This is a genomic window from Alloalcanivorax balearicus MACL04 (assembly GCF_025532145.1).
GTDB classification, from domain to species: domain Bacteria; phylum Pseudomonadota; class Gammaproteobacteria; order Pseudomonadales; family Alcanivoracaceae; genus Alloalcanivorax; species Alloalcanivorax balearicus.
Window position 1 is genome coordinate 59,298 of record NZ_ARXS01000008.1, and the last position, 25,627, is coordinate 84,924.

At 61.9% G+C, this 25,627-nt stretch carries 25 protein-coding genes; 12 read left to right on the top strand and 13 right to left on the bottom strand.

The features are described 5' to 3' along the window. The first annotated feature begins 2 nt into the window (after positions 1-2). The 3 genes from narI to MA04_RS08905 are packed head-to-tail and all read left to right on the top strand — an operon-like array spanning position 3 to position 1,846. Positions 3-692, top strand: a complete 690-nt coding sequence (gene narI / locus MA04_RS08895) for a respiratory nitrate reductase subunit gamma (protein WP_163126115.1) — start codon at positions 3-5, stop codon at positions 690-692. Positions 693-695: 3 nt separating this feature from the next. Beyond that, complete coding sequence (locus tag MA04_RS08900) at positions 696-1,472, top strand: peptidylprolyl isomerase (RefSeq protein WP_262460149.1); 777 nt, start codon at positions 696-698, stop codon at positions 1,470-1,472. Next, positions 1,469-1,846 carry a putative zinc-binding protein gene (locus MA04_RS08905; protein WP_022995210.1) on the top strand — a complete coding sequence of 126 codons (378 nt, stop codon included), beginning with the start codon at positions 1,469-1,471 and terminating at the stop codon, positions 1,844-1,846. Before MA04_RS08900 ends, MA04_RS08905 begins: the two co-directional genes overlap by 4 nt. 10 nt (positions 1,847-1,856) lie before the next feature. On the opposite strand, the gene MA04_RS08910 is transcribed toward MA04_RS08905, so the two are convergent. From MA04_RS08910 to MA04_RS08925, 4 genes are all read right to left on the bottom strand, one after another. Beyond that, positions 1,857-2,609, bottom strand: a complete 753-nt coding sequence (locus tag MA04_RS08910) for a Crp/Fnr family transcriptional regulator (RefSeq protein ID WP_163126119.1) — start codon at positions 2,607-2,609, stop codon at positions 1,857-1,859. Between the two features lie 377 nt (positions 2,610-2,986). Next, a complete protein-coding gene (locus MA04_RS08915; RefSeq protein ID WP_262460150.1) occupies positions 2,987-3,352 on the bottom strand; it encodes a GreA/GreB family elongation factor in 366 nt (121 codons plus the stop codon). Between the two features lie 386 nt (positions 3,353-3,738). Continuing rightward, positions 3,739-4,176, bottom strand: a complete 438-nt coding sequence (locus MA04_RS08920) for a hypothetical protein (RefSeq protein ID WP_163126123.1) — start codon at positions 4,174-4,176, stop codon at positions 3,739-3,741. Between the two features lie 273 nt (positions 4,177-4,449). After that, positions 4,450-4,836 (bottom strand): SirB2 family protein, encoded by a 387-nt coding sequence (locus tag MA04_RS08925; RefSeq protein WP_163126228.1) that lies wholly within the window; start codon positions 4,834-4,836, stop codon positions 4,450-4,452. 60 nt (positions 4,837-4,896) lie between these two features. Here MA04_RS08925 and MA04_RS08930 point away from each other — a divergent pair, with 60 nt between their 5' ends. Beyond that, the gene (locus MA04_RS08930; RefSeq protein ID WP_163126125.1) at positions 4,897-5,346 is read left to right on the top strand and encodes an RrF2 family transcriptional regulator; all 450 of its coding nucleotides are present in this window, start codon (positions 4,897-4,899) and stop codon (positions 5,344-5,346) included. Between the two features lie 9 nt (positions 5,347-5,355). On the opposite strand, the gene MA04_RS08935 is transcribed toward MA04_RS08930, so the two are convergent. Then, positions 5,356-5,796, bottom strand: a complete 441-nt coding sequence (locus MA04_RS08935) for an Rrf2 family transcriptional regulator (RefSeq protein ID WP_163126127.1) — start codon at positions 5,794-5,796, stop codon at positions 5,356-5,358. Beyond that, positions 5,796-6,968, bottom strand: a complete 1,173-nt coding sequence (locus MA04_RS08940; RefSeq protein ID WP_262460151.1) for an NnrS family protein — start codon at positions 6,966-6,968, stop codon at positions 5,796-5,798. The genes MA04_RS08935 and MA04_RS08940 overlap by 1 nt, the downstream gene beginning before the upstream one ends. A 91-nt stretch (positions 6,969-7,059) precedes the next feature. On the opposite strand from MA04_RS08940, the gene MA04_RS08945 reads away from it, so the two are divergent. The 3 genes from MA04_RS08945 (at position 7,060) to MA04_RS08955 (ending at position 12,082) form a co-directional block, all read left to right on the top strand. Continuing rightward, on the top strand, positions 7,060-8,160 hold the full coding sequence (locus tag MA04_RS08945) for an NnrS family protein (RefSeq protein WP_163126131.1): 1,101 nt from the start codon (positions 7,060-7,062) through the stop codon (positions 8,158-8,160). 97 nt (positions 8,161-8,257) lie between these two features. Continuing rightward, positions 8,258-10,531, top strand: a complete 2,274-nt coding sequence (locus MA04_RS08950; protein WP_262460152.1) for a nitric-oxide reductase large subunit — start codon at positions 8,258-8,260, stop codon at positions 10,529-10,531. Between the two features lie 495 nt (positions 10,532-11,026). Next, entirely contained in the window at positions 11,027-12,082 is a 1,056-nt protein-coding gene (locus tag MA04_RS08955; protein WP_262460153.1) for a 3-deoxy-7-phosphoheptulonate synthase, read from the top strand. Here MA04_RS08955 and MA04_RS08960 read toward each other — a convergent pair. Further along, positions 11,999-13,651: a methyl-accepting chemotaxis protein gene (locus MA04_RS08960; RefSeq protein WP_262460154.1), complete on the bottom strand. Its 1,653-nt coding sequence runs from the start codon at positions 13,649-13,651 to the stop codon at positions 11,999-12,001. The genes MA04_RS08955 and MA04_RS08960 overlap by 84 nt on opposite strands. 205 nt (positions 13,652-13,856) lie before the next feature. Between MA04_RS08960 and MA04_RS08965 the strand changes: the two genes are divergently transcribed. Both MA04_RS08965 and MA04_RS08970 read left to right on the top strand, forming a co-directional pair. After that, positions 13,857-14,228: a hypothetical protein gene (locus MA04_RS08965; RefSeq protein ID WP_163126139.1), complete on the top strand. Its 372-nt coding sequence runs from the start codon at positions 13,857-13,859 to the stop codon at positions 14,226-14,228. Beyond that, positions 14,225-14,413 (top strand): helix-turn-helix transcriptional regulator, encoded by a 189-nt coding sequence (locus MA04_RS08970; protein WP_163126141.1) that lies wholly within the window; start codon positions 14,225-14,227, stop codon positions 14,411-14,413. The genes MA04_RS08965 and MA04_RS08970 overlap by 4 nt, the downstream gene beginning before the upstream one ends. 175 nt (positions 14,414-14,588) lie before the next feature. On the opposite strand, the gene MA04_RS08975 is transcribed toward MA04_RS08970, so the two are convergent. Both MA04_RS08975 and MA04_RS08980 read right to left on the bottom strand, forming a co-directional pair. Next, positions 14,589-17,558 carry a parallel beta-helix domain-containing protein gene (locus MA04_RS08975; RefSeq protein WP_262460156.1) on the bottom strand — a complete coding sequence of 990 codons (2,970 nt, stop codon included), beginning with the start codon at positions 17,556-17,558 and terminating at the stop codon, positions 14,589-14,591. 117 nt (positions 17,559-17,675) lie between these two features. Then, on the bottom strand, positions 17,676-18,902 hold the full coding sequence (locus MA04_RS08980; RefSeq protein WP_262460158.1) for a hypothetical protein: 1,227 nt from the start codon (positions 18,900-18,902) through the stop codon (positions 17,676-17,678). A gap of 430 nt (positions 18,903-19,332) precedes the next feature. Here MA04_RS08980 and MA04_RS08985 point away from each other — a divergent pair, with 430 nt between their 5' ends. From MA04_RS08985 to MA04_RS08995, 3 genes are read left to right on the top strand one after another with little or no spacing between them, the layout of a single operon-like run. Next, positions 19,333-20,220: a helix-turn-helix transcriptional regulator gene (locus tag MA04_RS08985; RefSeq protein WP_262460159.1), complete on the top strand. Its 888-nt coding sequence runs from the start codon at positions 19,333-19,335 to the stop codon at positions 20,218-20,220. A 12-nt stretch (positions 20,221-20,232) separates the two neighbouring features. Next, on the top strand, positions 20,233-20,640 hold the full coding sequence (locus tag MA04_RS08990; RefSeq protein ID WP_262460160.1) for an SMI1/KNR4 family protein: 408 nt from the start codon (positions 20,233-20,235) through the stop codon (positions 20,638-20,640). Between the two features lie 28 nt (positions 20,641-20,668). Continuing rightward, positions 20,669-21,238 carry a hypothetical protein gene (locus MA04_RS08995; protein ID WP_262460161.1) on the top strand — a complete coding sequence of 190 codons (570 nt, stop codon included), beginning with the start codon at positions 20,669-20,671 and terminating at the stop codon, positions 21,236-21,238. A 53-nt stretch (positions 21,239-21,291) separates the two neighbouring features. On the opposite strand, the gene MA04_RS09000 is transcribed toward MA04_RS08995, so the two are convergent. The 4 genes from MA04_RS09000 to MA04_RS09015 all read right to left on the bottom strand — a co-directional run bounded on the left by MA04_RS09000 (position 21,292) and on the right by MA04_RS09015 (position 25,612). After that, a complete protein-coding gene (locus MA04_RS09000) occupies positions 21,292-22,671 on the bottom strand; it encodes an MmgE/PrpD family protein (protein WP_262460162.1) in 1,380 nt (459 codons plus the stop codon). 136 nt (positions 22,672-22,807) lie between these two features. Beyond that, the gene (locus tag MA04_RS09005; protein ID WP_262460163.1) at positions 22,808-23,116 is read right to left on the bottom strand and encodes a DUF4387 domain-containing protein; all 309 of its coding nucleotides are present in this window, start codon (positions 23,114-23,116) and stop codon (positions 22,808-22,810) included. Beyond that, the gene (locus MA04_RS09010; protein ID WP_262460164.1) at positions 23,109-24,524 is read right to left on the bottom strand and encodes a DUF1446 domain-containing protein; all 1,416 of its coding nucleotides are present in this window, start codon (positions 24,522-24,524) and stop codon (positions 23,109-23,111) included. The genes MA04_RS09005 and MA04_RS09010 overlap by 8 nt, the downstream gene beginning before the upstream one ends. Before the next feature lie 68 nt (positions 24,525-24,592). Then, positions 24,593-25,612: a phosphoglycerate dehydrogenase gene (locus MA04_RS09015; protein ID WP_262460165.1), complete on the bottom strand. Its 1,020-nt coding sequence runs from the start codon at positions 25,610-25,612 to the stop codon at positions 24,593-24,595. Between the last annotated feature and the right edge of the window lie 15 nt (positions 25,613-25,627).

Below are 25,627 nucleotides of genomic sequence, written 5' to 3' on the forward strand. Positions count from 1 at the left end.
TGATGGAATCCTTGTCGCATCATCTGCACATATTGTTGTTCGGCATCTATCCCTATGTCGCCGTCAGCGTCTTTCTGGTGGGTAGCCTGATCCGCTTCGATCATGGCCAGTACACCTGGAAAACCGGCTCCAGCCAGATGCTGTCGTCGCGGCACATGCGGCTGGCCAGCAACTGTTTCCACATAGGTATCCTGGTGATTTTCTTCGGCCACCTGGTGGGATTGCTGACGCCACACTGGGCCTACGCCTGGATTATCAGCGCGGGGGCCAAACAGATCATGGCGATCCTGGTGGGCGGCATCGCCGGCGTGCTCTGTTTTATCGGCGGTGTCATGTTGCTTTGGCGACGCCTGTTCAACCCACGCGTGCGGGCCAGTTCCAGTGCCATGGATACTTTCATCATCGCTCTTCTGGTGGTACAGGTCACCCTCGGACTGGCCACCATCGGCCCGGCCCTGGGGCATCTGGACGGCGGTCTGATGCTGCAGCTGGCGCACTGGGCCCAGGCCATCGCCTTTTTCCAGGGCGGCGCCGCCGCTTACCTGGAAGGCGTGGGCTGGATCTACAAGGTGCACATTTTCATCGGCCTGACCATTTTCCTGGTGTTTCCGTTCAGCCGCCTGGTGCACGTCTGGAGCCTGCCGCTGGGCTATCTTTTCCGTCGCTATCAAATCGTCCGCAGGCGGGCCTGAGCCATGCAACGCATCGATATGGTGGAACGCCCCGGCGGCGGCGTGATTCAGGTTGGCGAGGCCCTCATCGAAGAGAGCGAGATCGCCCGGGAAACCCAGCACCATCCCGCTGGCGACCTTGATCGGGCCCGGCGACAGGCGGCCAGGGCCCTGGTGATCCGCCAGTTGCTGTTGCAACGAGCGGCGCAATGCGGGTTGGATCCGACCGATGAAGAAGCCTGCATCAGCGCCCTGCTGGAGCAGGACCTACAGGTCCCGGAGCCGCACCCGGCCGATTGTCGGCGTTATTACCACAACCACCCGGAGCGCTTCCAAACCCCTCCGGGCTGGCATCTACAACACATCCTTCTGGCCGCCGCCCCGGACGACGCCCGAGCCCGGGATCGGCAATATCGTCTGGGACAGAAACTGCTGCGCCAATTGGATGCGTCAGAGCATCGGTTCACGGAACTGGCCCAGCGCTACTCCGATTGCCCCTCCCGGGACCAGGGCGGCGAACTCGGCTGGCTGGGGCCGGGACAGACCGTCGCCGAGCTGGACCGGGTGCTGGCGCGCCTGCCGGCAGGGCTGCACGGGAGGCCGCTGGCCAGCCGGTACGGTTGGCATCTGGTACACATCAACGCGTTGCGGCCGGCGCGCGCCCTGCCCTTTGAACAAGTCAATGAACGCGTGCGTCACGAGCTGCTCGAACAAGCCAGCCGCCGCGCCTTGCATCAGTATCTGCTGGCGCTGGAGAACGATATCGGCGTTCGCGGATTCCACCTCGAGGAGGATTCATGACCGGCCAGCGTTCACGCAAACCGCCCTTGTTGTATTCCTGTTCCGGCTGCTCCGACGTGGCTCAGCTCGCCAACGAAGTGGCGGTGCGTCTGGACCACGCCGGGCACGCCGAAATGTCCTGTATCGCCGGCGTCGGCGGCGGCGTGCCCGGCCTGGTGCGCAAGGCCCGTTCCGGGCGGGTGATCATCGCCATCGACGGCTGCCAGATGCACTGCGCCGAACATTGCCTCAAACGCGCGGATGTACGGCCGGACCACCACGTTCGTCTTTATCAGAACGGACTGAGAAAAAGACGCGGGCGGCGTTACGGTGAAGAGGATATTGAGCAGGTGGTCGATCAGGTCGTCACCCTGATCCATACCCTGGACCACTAAGGGACCCGCCTTATGAACAGGATCGGTGGCTGAAATTACAACAGCGAAAGAACTGCGAGCCGGCGCAATGGCACTGGGCGTCCGGTAACGGCAGATTAGCGGCCCGGCACAACTCCGGAGGATCAACAATGGCCCACTTGCGTCCGCGCCCGCTGATCAAACCGCTCTGGCGAAAACGGGTGAGCAGACGCGACAGCGTTTCCGGTGTTACATTCAGCTGTCGCGCCAGAACCTTGGCGCTTACCGGCAGCACCACCCAGTGCTCCCTGCGCCACTCGGTCAGCTCCAACAAATACATCACCACTCTTTGGCCGGCATTGGTCACCGTGAGTTGATCCAAGCGGTTTACCGCCTGATAAAGCCGGTGGGACATTTCCCCCAGCAATCGCAGGGCAAAATCCGGTTGCGCCCGGACCAGACTCAGCAATCCATGGCGTGGCAAGCGGATCAACGTACAAGCGCTTTCCGCCTCGGCCGACAGAGGATAGATGCAGGGCTCGGCGAACATGGCGGTTTCCGCCACCAGGTCCCCCTCACCAACCACCTGAAACACCTTGTCCTCGCCGTCCAGACCGGGCCGATACAAGCGCATGACACCGCTCGTCATCAGGTAGTAGGCATTGGCCCTCTCACCCACTTCGAACAGATGCCCGCGACAGTCCAGGTTTATCGTCCGGCCTTCCTCGCACAACGTTCCCAGAGCGCCTTCGTCCAGGGTCGAGAACAGCGCCGCCTTCGCCAACACGTCAATGATTGCTGACATCGCCCTCTCTTCTTTGATTATGGTTGACGATCCGCCGGCATAATGGTCCGGCCCAGGCTTCATTGAACCAAGAAGTGCCTGCGCGGATTATGATGTAACTCAATTTCCCGACCCCCGCGCCCCAATGGGTTTCATCCTGTACCACACGAGCCGGAAGAACGGGGCCGCAATGGCCCCGTCACGCTTCCTTTAACGGCTCTCCCGCTTGTCGCGGCGTTTTTCCTTGAGGGACTTCCGTGCCTTCTTTTTGGGTTTCTCTTTACTCATGATTTCACCCATGGTGGACGAGACGCCTCCCGCCGCGCCGCCCATGACGGGAGGTGGGTCACAGGGCCCCTGGCGGGGCTCAGTGATTCGCGGTATCCCGCGCGGCGCGCTCAGGATGGCACGGCACTACCCTCCGGAGGTCGCGCCTCCTGCAGGGCCAGAACCCGAAAATCACAGCGGCATCCGAACAGGGTCACCGTCACTTCATCACCACAACGGGCGCCCAGTAGAGCGGCGCCCAATGGCGATAGAATCGAAAGACGGTCTTGCTCGGGTGCGGCGTCATCCGGCCATACCAATTGAAAGAAACCCTGCTCACCGCTGAGCAGATCCTCCATCCGCACGATTGTGCCAACGGAAGCCCGAGGCTCTCCACCGGCATGATTCAGTGCTTCCAGCTTGCCGAGCACGGCACTGATCTCGCCGGGCCCGGGAGGGAAGCAGCAAGGATTTCTCACCGCATATTTGCGAACCATGGGTACGAATCGCCTTTCCAGCCATGAACCACGAACAGGCTTCATTAGCGTGCCTCCACGTCATCATGGAAATGTCGCTTAACGACAGACAGTTATCGAATAAAACGAGGGATGCCGGAACAGCCAGAGGCCGTCCGGCTTAGACCGGAAAGGTCAGAGAGGTAAAACGAAAGAAGAGAGTCATCGCGTTGAGCTAATCAGGATTCAGTACCAATGGAAGTCATGACCATAGCCCATTGGTGTAATAAGGCAAGGCCCAAAAAATCTCCGGGGGCGATTTATCACATCACCAGAGTGACGGTCCGGAGGACGGCACACCACGGACGGTGGGCACAAAAAGGCCGCCTAGGACGGCGGCCGGTCGTCATTTATCGGCGGCGGTGCTATCAATCCCAGAATTTGTACCAGGGCTTGCCTTTCTCTTCCGCTTTCACGCTGGCGCTAGCGTTGGCTTCCGCCTTCACGGAGGCGTTCTCCCGGGCGGCCTCGGCCTTCTTCAGAGCTTCCTCGCGATTGGCTTCGGCTTTGCTGTCTTCCATGCGATTCTTGGCGGCTTCTTTCTGTGCTTCGGCGGCACCCATCGCCGCCTCTTTCCTGGCCTTGACGTCTTCCACAGCGGCCTCTTTCTCGGCTTTGGCCTTTTCGACGGTAGCCTCGGCCTTGTCCTTGGCGGCGTCGCGCTTGTCACGCAGAGCTTTCTCGGCGGCTTTGGCATCGGCATCCGCTTTCACCGCGGCATTCACGCCGGCGGACAGATCCGCCACGGCCACTTGGCTGCTCAGGGCCGCCGTGGAAGCCAGTACCAACATCCAGTGCTTCTTCATATTTCGCTCCTCGTGCGATCTAACGGACTGGAGACGCGATACGTCCCAGATGAGGGCACATTAAATCAGGCGACGGGAAGCTCAAGTAACAAAAGGTAAAAGCCAGACTTTTATTCAAAAAAAAGGGGATGGTTCAAAAAACAAAAATTCCCTCATTGGCTTTGGCAGCTTTTTTTTCGGTCTTTTCAACCAATCATAATAAAACTATTTTCGTCAAAAACACTTTTTAGACCATCGTTCCAGGTCAACTTCATTGTTGTATTCATCGACCTCTCATGTCAGCCAGGATCCAGGGTGATGCCTAACCGCCACCCCCACCATATAGAGAAATACCAACACCGCCGCCAGCGCGTACCCGGCCCTTCGCGCGGGCGTGGTTCCCCGCTTTATCGCCATGGTGCCCAGGCCGATATAAACCAGAAGAGCCAGCAGCTTGGCCGCCAGCCAGGGCGTCTGGTGAGGCCAGGCGCGCAGTAGAATCATCAGCGTGACCCCGAAGGTCAGCAACAGCGTGTCCACTATATGGGGGGTGATACGCACCCAGCGCCGCCGCAGCATCGGCGATCCGGCCACCGACCAGCCGGCACGCAGCACGAACAACCCCAGACTCAACGCCGCCAAGGTCATGTGCAGGTGCTTGATCAACAGGTAATCCAACATCATTGCGAGACTCCGTTATACTGCCGGCTAATCCATTGTTCATCGTTTGGAAGCGGGACCATGAAGCTGACCCAATACAGTGACTACTCCTTACGTGTACTGATCTATCTTGGCCTGCGGGGAGAGGCGCTGAGCACCATCAGTGCCATTTCGGAAAGCTACGGCATTTCCCGCAACCATATCGTCAAGGTAGTGCATCAGCTCGGACAACTGGGCTACGTGGAAACCCTGCGTGGCAAGAACGGCGGCCTGCGCCTGGCTCATCACCCCGAAGACATCAATGTGGGCGAGGTGATTCGCTACACCGAGGCCAACATGAGTCTGGTGGAGTGCTTCGGGGACCAGAATGCCTGTGTCCTTACCCCCAATTGCGTGCTACGCGGAGCCCTCAACGAAGCCTTGAACGCGTTCCTGCACGTCCTTGATGGCTACACTCTGGCCGATCTCATCGAACCGCGGCGGGCGCTGCACAAACGGCTCCTGCCCACCGTCACCGAACGGAGCGCCTGAGCCGGCCCGTCAACCAAAGGATGGCGGTTCCAGAATCCGAATCAGTTGCCGACGCTCACCACGGACCAGGTCTTCCAGGGTATAGTCGTCCAGCGTTTCCAGAAACAGCCTCAGCCCCTGCTCGAACACCACCCGCAGCTGACAGTATGGCGTGATCGCGCAGCGGTCCTCGCCATGGAAGCATTCCACCAGAGCCAGGTCCGGCTCCATATCCCGCACCACCTTACCTACCCGGATATCCACCGCCGGGCGGGCCAGACGGACACCGCCGGTTTGTCCACGCTGGGTTTCCACATAACCCAGGCGCTGCAGTTGATGTACCACTTTGGTCAGATGGTGGCGGGAAATGCCGTAGGCCCTGGCCATGTCGGCGATGGTCAGACGTCGCGGCTGCAGCGCCAGTTGAATCAGCACACGCAGAGCATAGTCGGTATAGCGGGTAATCCGCATCAGCCCGGTCGCCCGTCCGCCCTCGGCGCCGCCAGCACCGGGGTATAAAGCCACAGGAACAGCAACCAGGCCAGCAGCCACAACGACGCCGCCAGCCATAGCCCCGGCAACCAGGGCATCACGCCGAGCCCGGCCAGCACCCGGACCAGACCGGCCGCCAGTATCGCCAGGAACCCCCAACGCATGCCCGGCAACAAACGCATGGGGCGTCCGGTATGCCCCATGGCGACACGGGTAATCACGCCCAGCATCATGGTGCCGATGGCTCCGGCGCCCAAGGCGTGCACCCAGGCCGTGGGGGCCACCGGCAAGCCAGCTTTGGCCGCCGCCCAGAGCCCGAATCCCAGCACTACCCAAAGATGCCCCAGGTGCAGAATCCATAACAGCGGCTCGCGCCGGACCCGCCAACCGGCCCAGCCTGCCAGCCGGATGGCAGCGACCAGTGCCGCCAGCAGCCCCACCAGAGCCACCGCCAGCCCCCGCCACGCGGTCAATTCCAACACCACCACGGCCAACCCGCAGACCAGACCCGCAATATCCAGCGCCGGACGACGGCGGACTCGTTCCGGATCGTCGCCGTGCAGACGCAGCCAGTTGGCGGTGAAAGCCGGGGTAATGCGGCCGCCCACCATCAGGATCAACAATGCGCCCAACAGCACCAACCCATGCAGAAAACGGGGATCCCCGCTCCAATGAAACGCCACGTCCAATCCCCACAGGGCGAGCAGCACCCCGATCAGGGGCGCTTGGCGCGCTTGGCGCGCGGACCATACGCGCCTTGCGACGAGCGTCGCCACCACGGGCAGAAAAGCCAGATCCAGCAACACCGCCAGCAGTTGCCAAGCGTCACCCAACAACAATCCGAGACGGGCCGACAGCCACAGCCCCCACAAAACCAGCAACGCGCGCCCCGACACCGGCGCGGTGCCGGTCCAATTGCACACCGCGGTAAGCAGGAAGCCGGCGATGGCCGCGTTAAGCAGACCCACCGTCATCTCGTGTTGATGCCATAGCAACGCCGACATCGCCGGCCCGCCGCCGCCGAGCAACCACCACAGCCACAGCGGCAGCAACAGAACGGCGGCCAGGCCGGTGGAGAGGAAGAAAATACGAAACGGGAAAGCGAACAACACCGCCCATGACCGTCTTGGTGATCGCAATGTTTGATCCATGACAAGGTTCCTCGATACCACCGGCATGACAGTGGGTGACAGCGCGACTTTAGATGTATTTTAAATGCATCTTTAAAGGAAATACCAGTCCATGTCCACTCTTTCCCCGTCCTCACCATACCGGCTGTCGTCTTCCCGGTTGTTCTTTCCTCTCGCCTGCGTCGAGGCCGCGGTGATGGTGCCGCTCTCCACCTGGGCTTACCTCAATGGCGCTCCCCCCGGCCTGCTCGGTGCCGGTCATGGTATGGAGATGCTGTTCGGACTGGCGCCGATGTTGATCGCCGGCTATCTGCTCGGCCCGCAGCCGCCAGCACGGCTATGGGGGCTGACGCTGCTCTGGGGCCTGGGCCGCTGGCAACGACTGTTTGCCGACGCGCCGTTTACGCTGTCTGGCTGGGATCTGTTGACCGGCGTGCTGCTGACCGCACTGCTGCTGCCCCGTCTGCGTCACGCCAGAAAATGGCGCAATCGGGCCGGCCTGGGTCTGGTTCCCTGGTTGTGCCTGACACCTCTTCTGGTGTGGTGGCTGCCGCCTCCCTGGCCGCGTCTTCCCGCCGTAATTACCCTCGCCGCGCTGCTCGCCTACATGGGCGGACGCATCATCGCGCCTTTGGCCGCGGCAGCCTGGCAGCAACGGGGAGAAGTGTTGCGGGCGCGGGTGCAGCCACGCCTGGAAGGCCTGTTGCTGATCATCTTCGGACTGGCCTGGGGTAGCGCCTGGCGCTACCCCGTACTCACCGGATTACTGCTGAGCGCCCTCGGCGCTCTGTTGCTGGTGCGCCTATGGCGCTGGCGTCCGTGGTCGGTGCCCCGGCCGGACCTGTGGTTGCTCGGCCAGGGCTACGGCTGGCTGGCGCTGGGGCTCAGTGGAATGGGCATTGCCTTGATCAACGGCGATGCCATCACCACGCCGCTGCACGGCATCACCGTGGGCGCCCTTGGCTCTCTCTCCTGCGGGGTCATGGCCCGGCAAGCCGGGCCGCGCCATCGCGGCTGGGTTCCGCCGCGTCGCCCGATCACGGCGGTGATGATGTTGCTGAGCACCGCCACGGTGACCCGTTGGAGCGCGGCGACGGCGCCAGCGTGGCTGCTGCCGGCGGCAGCTCTTTGCTGGAGTCTCGCCTATCTGACCCTGCTGCTTCTCCTGCTTCGTGGAAGGCCATGCCCATTGAATACAGAAAATTCTCTTTAACATGTATTGTGAATGCATCTTTAAAGATATATTTTATATGCACCTTTAAGGCTTGTTCGCCAACCCCATGCCCATGGATCAACAGGAGGACCCGACCATGGCCCACTACCGCAAACTCTGGTGGACGCTGATCGCCGTTCTGGCGGTCACGTTCGCGTTGCTCGGCTACTTCGGTACCGAGGTCTACCGCAAGGCGCCGCCGATCCCGGATCGGGTGGTGACCGAGGACGGCACCGTACTGATGACCCGGGACGACATTCTCGACGGCCAAACCGCCTGGCAATCCGTGGGCGGCATGCAACTGGGGTCGATCTGGGGACACGGCGCCTATCAGGCGCCGGACTGGACCGCCGACTGGCTGCACCGGGAGTTGATCCACTGGCTGGAACTGACCGCCCGGGAACGTTACGGCCAATCCTATGACACCCTGGACAGCGAACATCAGGCGATGCTGCAACGGGCGTTGCGCGACGCTTATCGCACCAACACTTTCCAGCAGAGTGACGGCACTCTGACGGTCAGCAACCGGCGCGCCGAAGCCATGGCGTTGACCGCGGACTATTATTCGCGGCTGTTCGGCGACGCGCCGGAACTGCGCGGCACGCGGCAAAGCTACGCCATGAAGGAAGACACCTTGCCCAGTGAAAGCCGCCGGCAGGCACTCACCCAGTTCTTCTTCTGGACCGCCTGGGCGGCGGCCACCGAGCGCCCCGACGGGGAGGCCACCTACACCAACAACTGGCCACACGAGTCGTTGATCGACAATGTCCCCACCGCCGAAAACATCATCTGGTCCATCGTCAGCGTGATTCTGCTGATCGCCGGCGTTGGCTTCCTGATCCTGGGTTGGGCTTTCCTGCGCCGCCATGACGAAGACGAACCGCCGGCCCCCGCCCGCGATCCGCTCAGCCTGGTCTCCCTGACGCCGTCGCAGAGAGCCTTGGGAAAATACCTGTTCCTGGTGGTGGCCCTGTTCGTCTTCCAGGTGTTCGTCGGCGGCGCGGTTGCCCACTATACGGTGGAGGGCCAGCACTTCTATGGCTTCGAACTGTCCCAGTATTTCCCCTATTCACTGCTGCGCACCTGGCATATCCAGAGCGCTCTGTTCTGGATCGCCACCGGCTTCCTCGCCGCCGGTCTGTTCCTGGCGCCGATCATCAACGGCGGCAAGGATCCGAAGTTCCAGAAGCTCGGCGTCGATATTCTGTTCTGGGCACTGGTGGTGGTGGTGGTCGGTTCCTTCGTCGGCAACTACCTCGCCATCGCCCAGATCATGCCGGAGAACCTGAACTTCTGGCTCGGTCATCAGGGCTATGAGTACGTGGATCTGGGCCGTCTGTGGCAGATCGGCAAATTCACCGGCGTCGCTTTCTGGCTGGTGTTGATGTTGCGCGGTATCGGCCCGGCCCTGCGCAAACCCGGCGACAAACATCTGCTGGTGCTGCTCACCGCCTCGGTGACCGCCATCGGTCTGTTCTACGGCGCCGGCTTCTTCTACGGCGAGCGCACTCACCTTTCCATCATGGAGTACTGGCGCTGGTGGATCGTGCATCTGTGGGTGGAAGGCTTCTTCGAAGTGTTCGCCACCACCGCCCTGGCCTTCATTTTCTACAACCTGGGGCTGGTATCCCGCACCGTCGCCACCGGCGCCAGCCTGGCCTCCGCGTCCCTGTTCTTGCTCGGCGGCGTGCCCGGCACTTTCCATCACTTGTATTTCTCCGGGACCACGACTCCGGTGATGGCGGTGGGGGCGACGTTCAGTGCCCTGGAAGTGGTTCCGCTGGTGGTACTCGGCTACGAGGCCTGGGAACACAGTAAGCTGCGCGAGCGGGCTCCCTGGATGGATCAGATGAAGTGGCCATTGGCCTGTTTCGTTGCGGTGGCGTTCTGGAACATGCTCGGCGCCGGGGTGTTCGGCTTCATGATCAACCCGCCGATCTCCCTGTACTACATTCAGGGTCTGAACACCACGCCGGTGCACGCCCATGCCGCTCTGTTCGGTGTTTACGGCTTCCTGGCTCTGGGCTTCACGCTGCTGGTGCTTCGTTACATCCGGCCACGGCTGCAATTCAGTGACCGCCTGATGCGCAATGGCTTCTGGCTGCTCAATGTCGGTCTGGTGCTGATGATCACCACCAGTCTGCTGCCGGTGGGCCTGATCCAGTTCCACGCCAGTGTCAGCGAAGGCATGTGGTACGCCCGCAGCGAGGCGTTCATGCAACAGGACCTGCTGCAAACGCTGCGCTGGGTGCGCACCTTCGGCGATGTGGTGTTCATCATCGGTGCCCTGTCGGTGGCCTGGCAGGTGGTCTCCGGGGTGCTGTTCGGCTCCCGCGCCCCCGCCCTGGAGCCAGCGGAATCCAACGCCTGAATGAATACCTGAGCCACGACCGGTCCCCGGGGCGAATCCCCCCGGGGATTGCGGCCCCGCCAAGGCTGGGTTAGTCTTCGTCCATTGTTTTGGAGATTTCAATGACCATCGCACGCCCTGACAACGCTTTGCTCACCGCCGGTACCCCGGTGGCGATGGCGTGTGCCGGTTACTTTTACGGGTATTGGTTTAGCCGCTCGAGCGCCTGAGCCCACCCGCCCAGGCGCCCGGATCCGGGACGCCTGCCAAACCCCTGAACCCCCGGTTGGCTTCCCAACCGGGGGTTTTTCATTTTCGGGCATAACATTTTTCACGGATTTTTTTACTGAGAATAGGATGGAGAGACGCCATGAATCGCTATTACCGTAACTTCGCGCTGTTTTGCTACTGGCGATTTAGCGGCGCTAGCCTGACCGCCGGCCGCCGCCACGACTCGACACCACCATCGACACCCTTGCGCCGATGATTGGCGCCTGATTGCTCAAGGAAAGGATTATGAACGCCTCCGTCGCCACCCTGGCCGAAACCGGCGAAGCCCAGGACCAGGAAACCCGCCACCAACGTCTGCCCAGCCCTGTCGCCCTACGTGAGGCGCTGCCACTGGAAACCGGGTTGCAGGCTCGCATCCGCCAGCAACGCCAGGCGGTCCGCGCCATCCTCAACGGCGAAGACGATCGCCTGCTGGTAATCACCGGCCCCTGTTCCCTGCACGACCCCGAATCCGCCCTCGAATACGGCCAGCGGCTGGCCGGCCTTGCCGAGCAGGTGAGCGATTCGTTGCTGCTGGTCATGCGCGCTTACGTGGAGAAGCCACGCACCACGGTGGGATGGAAAGGATTGCTCTACGATCCGCACCTGGATGGCCGCCACGACCTGGCCACGGGGCTGCGTCTGTCCCGGGAGCTGCTGCGCGACCTGGCGCGGCTCGGTCTGCCGCTGGCCACCGAGTTGTTGAACCCGCTGGCCGCCTCCTACCTGAGCGATCTACTGGCCTGGGCAGCGATTGGCGCGCGCACCACCGAATCACAAATCCACCGGGAAATGGTCAGCGGCCTGCCGCTGCCGGTGGGCTTCAAGAACGGTACCGACGGCACCGTCACCGTGGCCCGCGACGCCATCGCCGCCGCCGCCCACGGCCACACCCACCTGGGACTGGACGATCACGGCCATCCGGCCCTGGTGCAAACACCAGGCAATGCCGACACGCACCTGGTGCTGCGCGGCGGTCATCAGGGCCCCAACTATCGGGAAGAGCAGGTGCTGGCCGCCCGTGACGCCCTGGAAAGCGCCGGCCTCAATCCACGCCTGGTGGTCGATTGCAGCCATGCCAACAGCGGCAAGGACCCGGCCCGGCAGCCGCTGGTGCTGGAAGAGGTGCTGCGCCAGCGGCGCCAGGGTGACAGCACGGTGGTCGGGGTGATGCTGGAAAGCCACCTCAACGGCGGAAACCAGCCCCTGTCTGGATCGCTACGCTACGGCGTTTCCATCACCGATGCCTGCCTCGGCTGGGCGGACACCGAGGCGCGGTTGCTCCAGCTCGCCCGGGGGTGACACCGGGCCGTCGGACGCCAGGGTGAAGGACGCCACCGCCGCCATCAGCTCATCCGCCTGGCGGCGCAGATGGTCCGCGTGGTCGGCGGCGCGGGCCACCACCGAAACGTTCTGCTGGGTGACCTGATCCATCCGCACCACCGCTTCGCCAATCTGCTCGATCCCCCGGGCCTGTTCGGTGGACGCCACGGCCACGTCGTCCATGATGGTGGTGACCCGGGTCACCGCCTCGACGATGTGCTCCATGGTGCCGCCCGCTTTGCCCACCAGAGCCACACCGTCGTCCACTTCCACCAGGGCTTGCTCCATACGGGTTTCGATGTCCTTGGCCAGAGTCGCGCTGCGCCGCGCCAGATCCCGCACCTCCTTGGCCACCACCGCGAAACCGCTGCCCTCTTCCCCGGCCCGGGCCGCCTCCACCGAGGCGTTGAGCGCCAGAATACTGGTCTGCAAGGCAATCCCCTGGATCGCGCTGGTGGTTTCGGCGATCTGCCCGGCGGCGGCGCGCAAACGCTCCATGCGATCCACCGCCGCGCCCATCACCTCGCTACCCTCCGAAGCCACCCGGTGCGCATCGCGGACCAGGCCATGCCCCTGACGGGCGTGGTCCTCATTGCGCTGCACCGTGGCGGTAAGCTGTTCCATGCTGGAGGCGGTCTCTTCCAATGACGTGGCCAGTTGCTCGAAGCGGGAGGACAGATTGCCGGTGCCGTTGGCAATACCGGCGCTGCCCCGGTGCAGCGTCTCGCAGCTTTTGCGCACCCGCCCCACGATGTTGGCCAATCCCGATTGCAGCGCGCCCAGACCGGCGTAGAGCTGACCAATTTCGCTGTTGCCGCGCCGCTCCAGACGGGCGGACAAATCCCCTTCGGCAATGCGCTCGAAATGCGTCAGCAAACGCTGCAGCGGCCGGATCACGTTTACTGTCACGCCCCAGCGCACCAGCAAAACCAGCAGCAGCGCCGCCGCCACAGTCACCGCCAGAACCGCCACGCCCTGTCGCACCAGTCCTTCGAAACCTTCGGTGAGACGCCGGGCGCTTTCTTCCGAAGCTTCCAGAAAAGCGTCCGCGCCGGTGGCGAAAGCGTAATTCATGTCGCTGACCCGACCGCGACCGGAGCGGTAACTGGCGAAATCCCCTTCCTTGAGCACCGTCAATTGCAGACTCAGGCCAACATTGAGCAACGCGTACAACTGCTCGGACAACGCATCGATGGCCTCCCGCTGTTGCGGTTGCGGGGGGATTTCCAAAAAGCGCTGGAACGCCTGGCGAGCGTCCTTCATCAAGGACTCGGCCTCGTCGATCACCGGCTCCGGTTCATCAAAGGACGGCACGCGGATCAGCTCCGCCGCCCGGTCCATGGCCACCTGGGCCTGCAGCAGATCGATGTAGGTGCGGTTCAGGGCGCTGGTCTGGCGGACATGAATCTGCTCCAGGGTACCGAATGCCTGGCGGCTGAAATGGGAGGCGTACAGGCTCACCCCACCAAGCACCAGAATCATCACGCTGAAGCCAAGCAGCACCCAGTCCCAGCTGCGCTTCACCGTCATGTCATCGAGCCATTTCATTCTTTCCCCTTACTCAAAGTCCAGGAAAAAGGAAGGATAAAGACTCAATGTGACGGAACGGTAACCGTATACGTCGGCGATGCCACGCCCCTGACTGCATTGCGCTTCCATTTCATCGGTAGCGCCATCCCGCCATGTAAAGCTTCCTTGACATCACCTTACAGCGCTGTAAAGTACACTTTACATCGGAACGAGGGAATTAATCATGAAGCATTACTACGTCAAGCTGTCTCTCGGCTTACTCCTATACGTTGCCTTGCTGTTCGCCGCCCAGGCAATAACCGCCTGGCTTGAACCCTCGGGAACCTTGAAGCTGGCTTTGCACCTGCTGCCGATGGTCGGTGCTCTGGTGGTGGCACGAACCGTGGTGACAACCATCCTGGGCCTTGACGAGTTACAACGACGGATTCAGCTCGAAGCGATTGCCTTGTCATTCATGGCCACTGCCTTGGCGACCTTCACCTGGGGTTTCGCCCAGGACGCGGGAATGCCGGCTCTTCCAATCTTCGCGGTCTGGCCGATGATGGCCGCATTCTGGGTCATCAGTCTGGGTGTCGTCAGCCGGAAATACGCGTGAAAAACCACCTTAAATCGTATCGCCTCGAACGCGGCTGGAGCCAGGCCGATCTGGCCAAGGCGCTGTCAGTGTCACGGCAAACCGTCAACGCCATTGAAAACGGGCGCTACGATCCCAGCCTGCCGCTCGCCTTCGCCATCGCCAGTGTTTTTGCTTTGAAGATCGAGGATATTTTTATCCCCTGACCACCGCTGTCCCACGGTTCTGGGACGACGACAGCGGCTGCGTAGCTCGAGCTTGATTGGAAACCGGCCCTTTCAGAACTCGTGGAGAGCCGGCGGGCAGCCTTCCAGGACCGTGCTTCTCCCGTGTCCTGGAAGGTTGCCCGCCGGCTCTCCTCCCCTGGCAAACAGTGATGCTCTACTGACAGGCCCCCGCATTGGTATAGCTGTCGTCCACCACGGTATCGATCCATTGGCGCAGCAGGGCCACCGCCTCGTCATCCGCCACGCTGCGCGCTATCGGCGGCATCATACGTTGCGGATCGTGTTCCGCTTCCATCCGGCAGGTGACGATGGAGGCCTCGCTGTTACCGGGCACCACGACATGCTGCCGGCCGCAGGAGCCGCCGCCGGTGGCGGTGGGCTTCTTGCAAATACCGTAGCCGGCATCCACGTCGCGGAAGTGGTCCAGATAGTAGCCCGTGTTGGAAGCGGCGCCCTTGTCGTTGTGGCAGTGCTGGCAATTGACCTCCATATAGGCCCGCAGCCGCTGCTCGATATCCGCCGGGGAATGGGCCGCTTCGCCGCCGTCACCGGCCACGTTCCAATGCGGCAAACGAGGCACGTTGGTGGCCACGCCACGGCTATCGATCTGCAATTGCGGCGCGCCGGCCAGCAGGCCCTGTTCCACCCAGTACTGCAATTGATTCACGCGCGGGAAGCCGCCTTGTCCCTGCTCCCCCATGAAGGTGCTTTCCGGCCGGTAGGCCAGATTCAGGTTACGCGGCTTGGGACCGATCGGCGGACTGCCGGTGGCCTGATCGTCATTGCCGTGGCAGGTGATGCACTGGTTGGCATTGGGAATATTGTAGCGCTCGGTGTCGCCACTGATCACCGCGCCACTGTCCACGTCACGGTAATGCCAGCTCACCGCCCGGGCGCCGCCGCCCATGGCCAGCCGGGCCACGCCATCGTCATCCCAGAGGTACGGCAAGCCAGCCCAGTAAGCATTACCACTGCTGTTTTCCCGTTTAATCAGCAGGCGGGTTTCCACCAGTTGTTCGGTACCCTGCTCCTCGTCGGTGAAGGCGAAGGTTTTCGCCAATACCGTCCCCAACGGGAACTCAACGGCGCCGTTCGGGTTGGCGCCGTCCTGACCGTCCTGATACACCGCCTGTTCCCCGGGCGGAATAAACGCCACCCGGTACTTGGTGGCATAGTCGGAAAACAGCTTGGTGTTGAGGACAAAGGGCACGCCGCCTTCATGGGGCAGGCTGCGCGGATTTTCCGGATCGGCGAACAGGTTGTACTGATCCAGGCGCGGACAATCCACCGCCAGGGCCGGACGATTGATGGCGTCCTGGGCGGTTTCCGCTTCGCACAGGAATTTCACGTATTCCTCGGACACCGCCGGATCGTGCTCGCCGCTGGGTTCGAACGGCGGAATCGTCACCCTCGGCAGCGGCGCCAGCAGCTTGCCGAAACGGGCCTGGCAGTCGTGATCTTCCAGCTTGCGATCGCTGGGCAGATTCAACAGGCCCTGGATGACCTCCAGCAGTTCAGCGGGATCAAGGAGAGACAGATCCTGCTCGGCCAGAGCCATCACCACTTCGAGCCCATCGGTACCGTGGAAATTCAGGTACGGCACGCTGTCTTCATCGAATTGGTTGTCATGAATGCACGAGCCCCACTGCGGCAGTTTTCGCTGCCCCTGATCGTCGAACTTATAGGCGTTGTAGTGGCAGGACGGATTGGGATGCTGGTTGGTGTGGATCGGCTTGCCGTTGTCATCGGCGGGCACCGGGTCACCGTTGGCGTCCACCGGATAGGGGCAGTCCGCGTCCAGGTCATCGAGTAAACCATCCCAGATGATGTGCGCGCCGCGGCCGAGATTAAACAGATTGTCCAGACTGCCGAGCAACTCGGAAGGATCATTGATGGTGGGCAAATTTTTCAGGCCGATCATCATCGGCAGCAGGGTCTGGATGTCACCGTTCGCGGCCGCCTCCAGATCCGGCGGTGGCAGGCTGTAACCGGAGTTGCGGATAACATTGTCGTGGATGTGCAGCCCTTCGGTATAGGGGTCCAGTTTCTTGTCGGCGGTTTGCCCTGGACCGTCGATCAGTTCATAGCTGATGTAGAGGATGGCCGCGGTGCTGTGATCCTCGAAGACGTTGTCGTAGACCTCGATATTGTCATAGCCCAGGGTAATGAACCCGACCCCGCGCGGCACCATGGATACCAGGCCGCTGTGGGCAAAGTTGTAGGTGTTGTTGTTGCGGGCCACGTTGTTGACCATCACCGAGGTGTCGCCGTAGCGGGTGATGTTCTCCAGATCATAGATGAGGAAGCCGCCGGTATTGCACTCGGCGATGTTGTTGTCGTATTCACCGCCGCGCACGTTCTCGATTTCGAAACCCATGACGTTATAGGCAGCGCGGCTGTTACGAATAATAGTGGTGTCGGTCTGCCCCACGTAAATGCCGGCATCGGAGGCACCAATGGATTCCGAGTCTTCCACCAGAATGTATTCCGATTCCACCGGGTAAATACCATAGCGGCCGCTGCTGGAACTGGGCATGTAATCCGGCGCCGGGTCGCCCTCGTTGAGTGGCGGCGCGGTGCAGGCCACGTGCAGGCGCCCACTGTAATTGGCGGCGGTGATGGGCTCGCCGCCGCCGGACCAGATCGCGCGCACTTTGCTCAGGGTGCCCCATTTCACGCTCTTGAGTTTAAAGGCGTCACCGGGGGAATCGAGAATGGTCAGGTCCTTCACCGTGATGCCACGCACGTTAAGTGCTTCCAGGCCGGTGACATTGACGCTGTCGCGGAATGACAGCACGGTTTTATCCTTGCCGCAGCCCTGGATGGTGACGTCTTCCGTGGCCTGAATCAGCAGCCCCTGATCCAGCTCGAAGAAACCACATTCGAATTGCAGCACGTCCTTCGGTTTCAGCTGAATCATGGCGTCCACCATACTCTGGGTGGCGTCCTCGCCCGGCGCTACCGTGAACACCCGGCCCTGGCCTTGCGGATCCGGCACTTCACCTCCCGGGTTCTCGCCACCAGGATTATCGCCACCAGAGTCCGAGCCGCCCGAACCACCGCAGCCCGCCAGCACGCCCAACAGCAAACACAATGACAGCCAACCGATTCCTCGCTCGCACATAAGCCGATCCCCTGAATATTGTTGTTCTGGATCCTTACCCCTCATTTTCATGTGGGTATCTGGTACGGTTGTACTACGTCAGCCGGCGCAGGAATGTAGCGATATTGTCAACGGGGGTTAAAGTGCTTCGGGGGGCTGGGTGGAAAAGGGCTGTACCGGCCGCCAGTTGCCCTGGCCATCCAGGGTTTGCCGATACTCGAAGCCGGACAAAATGCGCTCCGGCGGGTGGCAGGAAAACTCTTCGAACACCAGCCCGTGCCAGCCGCCACGCTCCACTCGAACGCTGTAGAGATAGTGGCCGCGCACCGGATCACCGGCACGGCCCCGGCCATGGGCGGAGAGCACCAGCCAATGCACCTGCGGAATCACCGCCAGCGCTTCACCGATCAAGCGCACCCCGGTGGCGTGAGCATGCTCGCGATGCAGACGCCGCCGGGCGCCGTCGGACAGCCAGGTCACCAACACCCCGGCGCCCCGCGGGTGCGGACGCAATTTGGTATAGGGGAACAGCGCCGGATCCGGCACATCCACTTCCAGGGTCAGGCCGCGCAGATCATCACTGAGCTGGAACGCCACCTGAGTCACCCGCGGCCAGGGCACCATGGACAACCGATGGGCCAGCACGCCTTCCAGGGCCTGACGCTGCCCCTGCCGGGCCGCCTGATACAGCCGCCTGAGCCGCTCGAACTGGCCGGCGTGCCGATGCAGGCGCTGCAACCAGGCCAGCCGCACCTGCTGTTGCTGTTCCCGCCACTGCCGCCGCCGACTTGTCAGACAAGCCCTTCGGCGCGCCGACCAGAGCGCCAGGAACCGCTCCCAAAGCCCGGCCCGGAACGGCAACGTGGCCGGCTCCGGTTCCTCCGGCGCCATTGGAGAAAGCAGCGGCTGCTCTCCGGGGGCGGGAGTGCAATGGTGCAAGGTCACCAACCCTTCCAGTCGTTGCTGGTGCTGCTGGATCTGCTCATCCACCGATTGACGAACCCCGTCCGGGTCCACCCGTAACAGCAGCATCAACGCCTGAGGGTCCAGCGGACGCTGCTCCCGGTCCAGCACCTGGATGTTGCCGGTATGTTCGTTGACCAGCAGCGCCGCCACCCGCGACAAGATCTCCAGCTCGCCATGGCGGAGGCCGCGCCGCACCAGGGAACGCCGGCTCAGCACGGACTTGAGGCGATGGCCATAGCCCCGGTCGGGCACCAGCAAGCCGCCTTCGCCATGCAGGCCAAGACGGTGGGCAACCCGTTCCGTGGTCTCCGGTGATTCCGGCAGTCCGCTCCAGGCATAGGGGGACGGCGGCCCGAAACCGGGTTCCAGGACTAGGGTGTGGCGCAAACGCTGGGCCATGGCATTACCTCTGGGCGACGATGGACATGGCCGGCGCCATGTCACAACCACGAAAGGTCATGCCCACCCGAATGCACCTTTGCACTGAAGGACCCTCCACCGCAGGTGGATGGCACGAAGATTCCCCCCGATGACCGGTCATCGATGGTATCGATGCCCCCAAAGCGAAGATCCCCATCTCGCTCACCCTCTATCCTTCCCCAACGGATAGTTACCCCGGCGACGCGTCCCAAAGGCGGCGCGGACATTCCTTTCTTTATTCCATCCCTGTTCTTCTTCCTGGCCCGGAAGCGCGGTGAACCGATTCACGACGGTCTGGATTCGTGACCTGTTCCAGCGCCCTGCCGGGCAAGGAGACCATAATATGTATTCAGTGTGGTCATACCAACACTGACTACATGAACACGTCGTTTTTTGGAGCCCATGGGAAATGTCCCGTTCCCCCCGCAAGAGCGCCGGCGACTGGCCGTTACGCTGGGATTTGCTGCTGCGTTACCGTTTGATCGAGATCATCGCCCTTTGGGAGGGCCGCCTCACCACCAATCACCTGATGCGCGCCTTCGGCATCGGCCGCCAGCAGGCCAGCAAGGACATCAACCTGTACCTGAAGCAGTATGCACCGGACAATCTGGTCTACGACCGCTCTCTCAAGGGCTACCGCCCCGGCCCCGGATTCACCCCGCGCTTTACCCTGGGAGCCGCCGACGAGTACCTGCAAATGGTCCGGACCCGCGAAGACCTGGCCGGCGCCTTCGAGCAATTGACAGTCAGGGAACTGAATATCGAGATGCTGCCGGTGCCGAACCGGGGGCTCCGCCCGGAGGTGCTGCGGCCACTGATCCAAGCCTGCCGGGAGCGGCTGCGGCTGGAAATCGACTACGCCTCGCTGGCTCATCCCGAGCCGGAGCCCCGGGTAATCCACCCTCATACCGTGGTGTTCTCGGGCTATCGCTGGCACGTTCGCGGCTGGTGTGAGAAAAACCGGGAGTATCGCGATTTCGTATTGAGCCGCATCAGCGACGGCGCCCGTCTGCTCACCCCGGCCGACCGGGACGCACGGCAAGACCACGCCTGGCAGACGGTCATCACCGTGCGGCTGGCACCGGACCCTCGTCTGGATCCGGCACGACAAGCGCTGATCGCCGCGGACTACGGCATGGATAACGGCGAACTGGCCCTGCCCACCCGGGCGGCGCTGGTCGGCTACCTGCTACAGTGGCTGCGATTGGAGCAAACGCGCCCTCGCCCGCCGGAGGCGCAACAAATCGTACTTATGAATCGGGACGAATGCCGGCCCTGGCTGATCAGCGACAACTGAACGGTAGCGACCATGCTGAACAGAGCAAACCTGGAGCAACATTACCGGCTGGAGCCGCCGGCCTCCCCGGAAGCCCTTGCCGGGGCCGAAGCCGGACTGGGCCGGCCGCTGCATCCGGACTATGCAGCCTTTCTCCGGCTCAGCGATGGCCTGTACACCGGAGGCAACCTGGTGCTGCTGGACGCGGACAGCATCGCGGAACGCAATCGCGATTATGAGGTGGCGGAGTATCTGCCGGGCTACCTGATGATCGGAGATGACAGCGGCGGCATGGCGCTGCTGCTGCGCGACCAGGAGCCTGCCGTGTTCGAAGTGGACATGGGCGTGATGATGGCCTCGGAGCTGAGAGTCAGTGCGGACTCACTGGAGCAGTTGCTGATCCGGTTCCAGGGCCGGACGCTGGGTGAACGCCAGGCTTAAACCATTACCGTGATTTGGGAGAGGCCTCTTGTCTGATTATGACTTGTCCTTGGTACTGGAGCCGGTCCGGCTCCCCTTTTCGGAGCGGCTGTTCTCCGCCTCCCACCGGGAAGCCCTGCCCGACGGCACGGAGGTCCTCACCGATCTGGACCGGGCCATGCTGCTGGAGAACTCGCAGGAGTTACCGCCGGAGTACCGTATCTGGCAGGACGTGCAGGCCAATGCGGTTTCCCCTTTCTATTGCACCGACGCCTACGCCGCCATCAGCAGGGATATTGAGGAAGCCGTCGCCCCATTCTGGGAACACTGGGAGCCGATCCGGATGACCCTGGTCAAACGCCGTCTCAGGAAAACCCAGACCGAGTTCGAAAACTTCGTCACCACCCTGCTCTACGACGCCGTGGAACAACTCAAGCAGGTGTCGGCGGCACGGCATTGCCTGGGCCTGGACGGCGAACCGGTGCTTGAAGCGCTGTTCCGGGTCTACCATGCGGGCTTTTACCCCTGCGGCTGGCGCCGGGACAACAACATTGTCTGCTTCGACCCTTCTGTTCTGGAGGGTCACCGGGTTGGATGCCTGCTCGACTACCCGACCTGAGCGGCTGCCGGGGAATCGGGCCGCCGGCAGCCCGTGCAAATCCGCATGCAGGGTCAGCCGGCCGCTCCCGCCATGGCGGCAAAAAGGGAGTCGTATCCGGACTGTTGGTCAAGCTTCGAGACAAAGTCCAGCACACTTTCTTGCGCCCCTTCGCTCAGGTGCGGTACGGCCATCTTGCGGAACTTCGCTTCAAACTGGGCCTGCGTCATCGGCGTTTCAACGGAGCCCGGCCCGCTGATCACCTCACTGACCAGACTCTCACCGGATTTCAACGTCACCGTGACCCGGTTGGCCAAGTGCTTCGGGAAAAGTGCCGTCAGCTCCGGATCAACAACAACGGTGGTCTTGTCCATAAGCGCGATCGCAACCGGATCGGTGATGTTCTCCGGAGAATAAGACTCAATGGATATGTCCCCGTCGATCAGTGCCCGGGCCACGTTGTAGGGCAAACTGTGGTCGGCGGTCTCCCGTGTTCGCGGCCGCCATTTGTCAGCGCCATCCGCCAATACGCGCTTGTTGAACGCGGAGGTCTCGATTCGTATCGACTGGATATCAGACACCTCGCCGATCCGGTTACGCAACTCGATTCCCGCCCACACCGCCGTGTGCAGTTCCCCGTTGGTGGGAAACGTCTTTGTCAGAGAGCGCCGGATGGCAAGGTCTCCGCCAGCCACCGACCCGAAATCCGCCGGATCGAGAAAGAACTCACCGGTGACCTGATTCTGAAACCCCATCCGTCCCTCGAAGATCGGCGCAGGGCCGGTCATGCCGTGCCGGGCCAGTTGCGCGGAGAAAAGGGCGTTACGCGCGGCATTTGCCGCGGAGCAGCCCTTCCAGTCCGACAAAGTGCCGGAACGCACCTGCCGCATCGCCAAATGACCGCTCAGCGAAATATTGATCGCCTGCTCGATTTGCGCCTCGCTGAGCTTCATCAGCTTGGCGGCCGCCACCGCCGCCGAGATGTTGACGTAATTCACATGATCCCAGCCCTGCTTGTTCAGGCTGGCGGCATCCTGAAACCGCATCTGAATCTCGTACGCCAACACAATGGCGGCGATCAACTCATCCCCACCGGCGTTTTCGGCCTGGACAATGGCCAGACAAGCGGGGATGTTGTCACTGGGGTGCCCCGGCTCGAGCCCCATATAGCCATCGTTATAATCCAGAAAGCGCACCATCACGCCGTTGGCGAAGGCGGCGCATTCAGGTGTTGTTTTCAATGTCGTGCCAAAGATACTCGCGGTACCACCGGGAATCGACGAAGCGTAAGCGACGCTGGCCCTGACCGGCGCGGCGCCGTACGCGCCCAATATGCACGCGAGACTATCCAGGAAGCGATTGCGCACAATCGTCTTCAGATCATCAGGCATCCCATCGACCGGAAATTCGTACGCGTACTTCGCGATACTCCTGGCCATCGTCATAGCAGCCATCCTGCTCTCCCAAATAGCAATAAAAATTCAGTGGGCCAGGATCTCCCACCCTTGTTACAGATCCAGATTGGCATTTGCCCTGACCGGCTAAGCGAAGACCCTTATGAACACCCTGTGCACAAGGGCCTGACAGGAGCTAGCTGATCGGCACGTTCAGCAGCCGGACATACTGCTGGCCGGCGTGCATATCTCGCTCAACCAATCCACCTTGCGGTGTTGGCCTGGGGTAGGAGATTTTGATCATATTGAGTTGTGGAACGGGTATACGCTTCACATACGCCGGATCCGCGCCGTACAGCCGGGCGAACGCCTCGACGGAGAGCTCCGGACTCTCGTGATAGCGATCAAAGTTCTCGCGGCCGTCGAAGAAGATATCGAAGGTAATCCAGAAAGGCCCTGCCTGTTTCGACCTGATATAACGACACACTTCGCCTAGCTTAGGCATATTCCTTCTCCTTACTGCCATTCTCTTGGGAAAGATCCAACCATTCAGTCGTCACCAGCTCAAACGGGTCGTCCAGCCGCACGACGTGATTCAGCTTGAACTCGTAGATCCGGCCGCGCGGTATATCCGCCGGAGAAAAAGCGAAACCATATGACGGCAACTCTTTTCCCATGATGCTTGGATAATGGAAGAAATACGGATTGCAGGCGTGGGCAATGGTATTGGCCAGCTCCTGATTGGCCGCGGTCGCGACAAACAGCACACCCACTTCCGGCGGCGTGGCGGTTCCGGCCAAGGGCTTGACGCCGGTTACCGCGTTCCAGCCGTACATACGAAGGGAGATATGGAACTCACCCAGCTCTTCCTCGGGAATGCTTTGACGGGTGCGTTCATAAAGTGCCGCCAGCAAGCGATCGTGGAAACCATCGATGTCCGCCAGTACGTCCGGGTCCTGTATGCCCACCAGCATAATGGTCTGATACGGTCCTGCCGCGGCGCCTTCCAGTTTCATGGTGTAGGGCTGGGGCTCCCAGCGTGATCCGATCACTCTGACAGTCTGATCATTGAGAGACACGTACTCGGCGGTGGTCACATCAAGAACGCCACCGGGTTCCGTCAGACGAAAGGGATCGCTGTTTTCGTACAGCATATGTCCGGAAACACTGTTTGGCGTACACCGATTGCCAGGGGCCAGGGGCTCCACTTCAAAGCCTTCGGCGTCGATGGAGAGCAGCACTCCTGCCCCTCCGGTGGTGTTTTCAGCGCACTGCGCACCGCATTCGGCAATCTTTCCAGCGTGCCACGAGGGCCCCCAGGGCGCGCCTTTCCAGATGGGAAAAGAGGCGATGACAGCGGTATCGGTGGCCCGGCCGGCCAGGATAATATCCGCCCCGTCTTCCAGGGCGGCAACGAAGGGCTCCACCCCCAGGACCGCGACGATATGCTCACAGGCGTCCACCGTCGCGTCATCCAGATCCTGGGAAGGGGCAAGCGGAGTGATACGGCCTTCGGCGTTCAGTCGCTTAATCGTCGCTTTGTCCTGCTCGCAATGAATCATCGCGATTCTGGGCGAAACAGCCAGTTCCCGCGCCACCTCGAGCACGATGTCGCGGGTCCAGGCCAGGTTGAGATCACCGCCGGCCTGCCCGGAGGTGCCGACAATGATGGGCACGCCGCTGGTGGCCTGAGCTTTCATCATTATCTTTAAATCGCGTTTTACCGCTCCACGATTATTCTTGGACTTGCCCTGCGCCAGATAAGCCGCGCCACTGTCCGTCGAACCGGCGTCCGTTGCGATGGCTTGGGCACCCAATTCCAACCCACGCGCGATCTCCTCCTCGCGCACACCGGCCCCCAGGGATCCGCAAGGTACGATGACCTTAATGCCGTCTTCCAAATCCTGTTTCATAAAAGCGTCCTCTCAATCTCGTGATAAATTCCCAAGCGCAAGGAGCCCGGCTCCCAACGACTTTCCGCTTATCCGTTGGCGGGCCGTAAACCGGCATCACCCACAATCAGGCATCCCGGCGGCGGCTCCTGCCCATCAAGCACGGAAATCACGCACCGGGCCGCTACCGCGTTGGTACGTCGCAGCCCTTCGTGCGTCGACGCCCCGGAGTGCGGAGTAGCGACGACGTTGGGAAGACGTACCAGCTCCCGAGTGACCCCGGCCAGATCGGGGTCCGCCTCACTTTCGAACACATCCAGTCCGGCACCAGCAATCCGCCCGCTTTTCAGGGCCGCCAGCAGGGCCTGGTCATCCACCAGACCTCCACGTGCTGTGTTGATCAAAAAGGAATCGCTTTCCATCAGCGCCAGTCGACCGGCGTCGATAAGATGCTTCGTCTCGGGTTTGAACGGCGCATGGATCGAGACGAAATCACTGCGCCGCAGTAGCGTCTCCAGATCCACGTACTCAACTCCCATGGCCGCCCCATAGTCGGGATCAGGTCGGGGCGTGGTCACCAGAACGGTGGCATCGAATGCCTTCAGTCGCCTCACCACATTTCGGGCAATGCGGCCCAGCCCGACGATGCCCACCGTCCTGGCATAAAGATCATTGCCGAGCAGAATGGAGCCGGGGCCATCTATAAGCTGTTGCTGGGACTCCCGCAGCCGGTGCGCCGCCGCAAGCATCAAGGCCAGAGTGCGGTCCGCCACACTCTCCTCGTTGCCGCCGGCGGCGATAGTCACCACCTTTCCCGTCGCCGACGCGGCTTCCAGATCCACCTTCTCGTAACCCACACCTCTGCGGGCAATGACCCGAAGCCGGGGCAGTGACCGAAGCAGACTCAAGGTCACCTTGGCGTGCCCGACGATCCAGGCATCCGCCTCGGACAGAATCGAGATCAACTCTGCCTCCGTCACCGAAGCATCCGTCTTGCCATCCGCGAAGTTCGCCACGGTTACCGAAAAGCCATGCTGTTCCAAATAGCTGATCGTCGCCTCGTCGAAGAACTTCTGCGTTACCACCACCGACTTCTTTTCACCTACCATTTGAAATCCACCGTT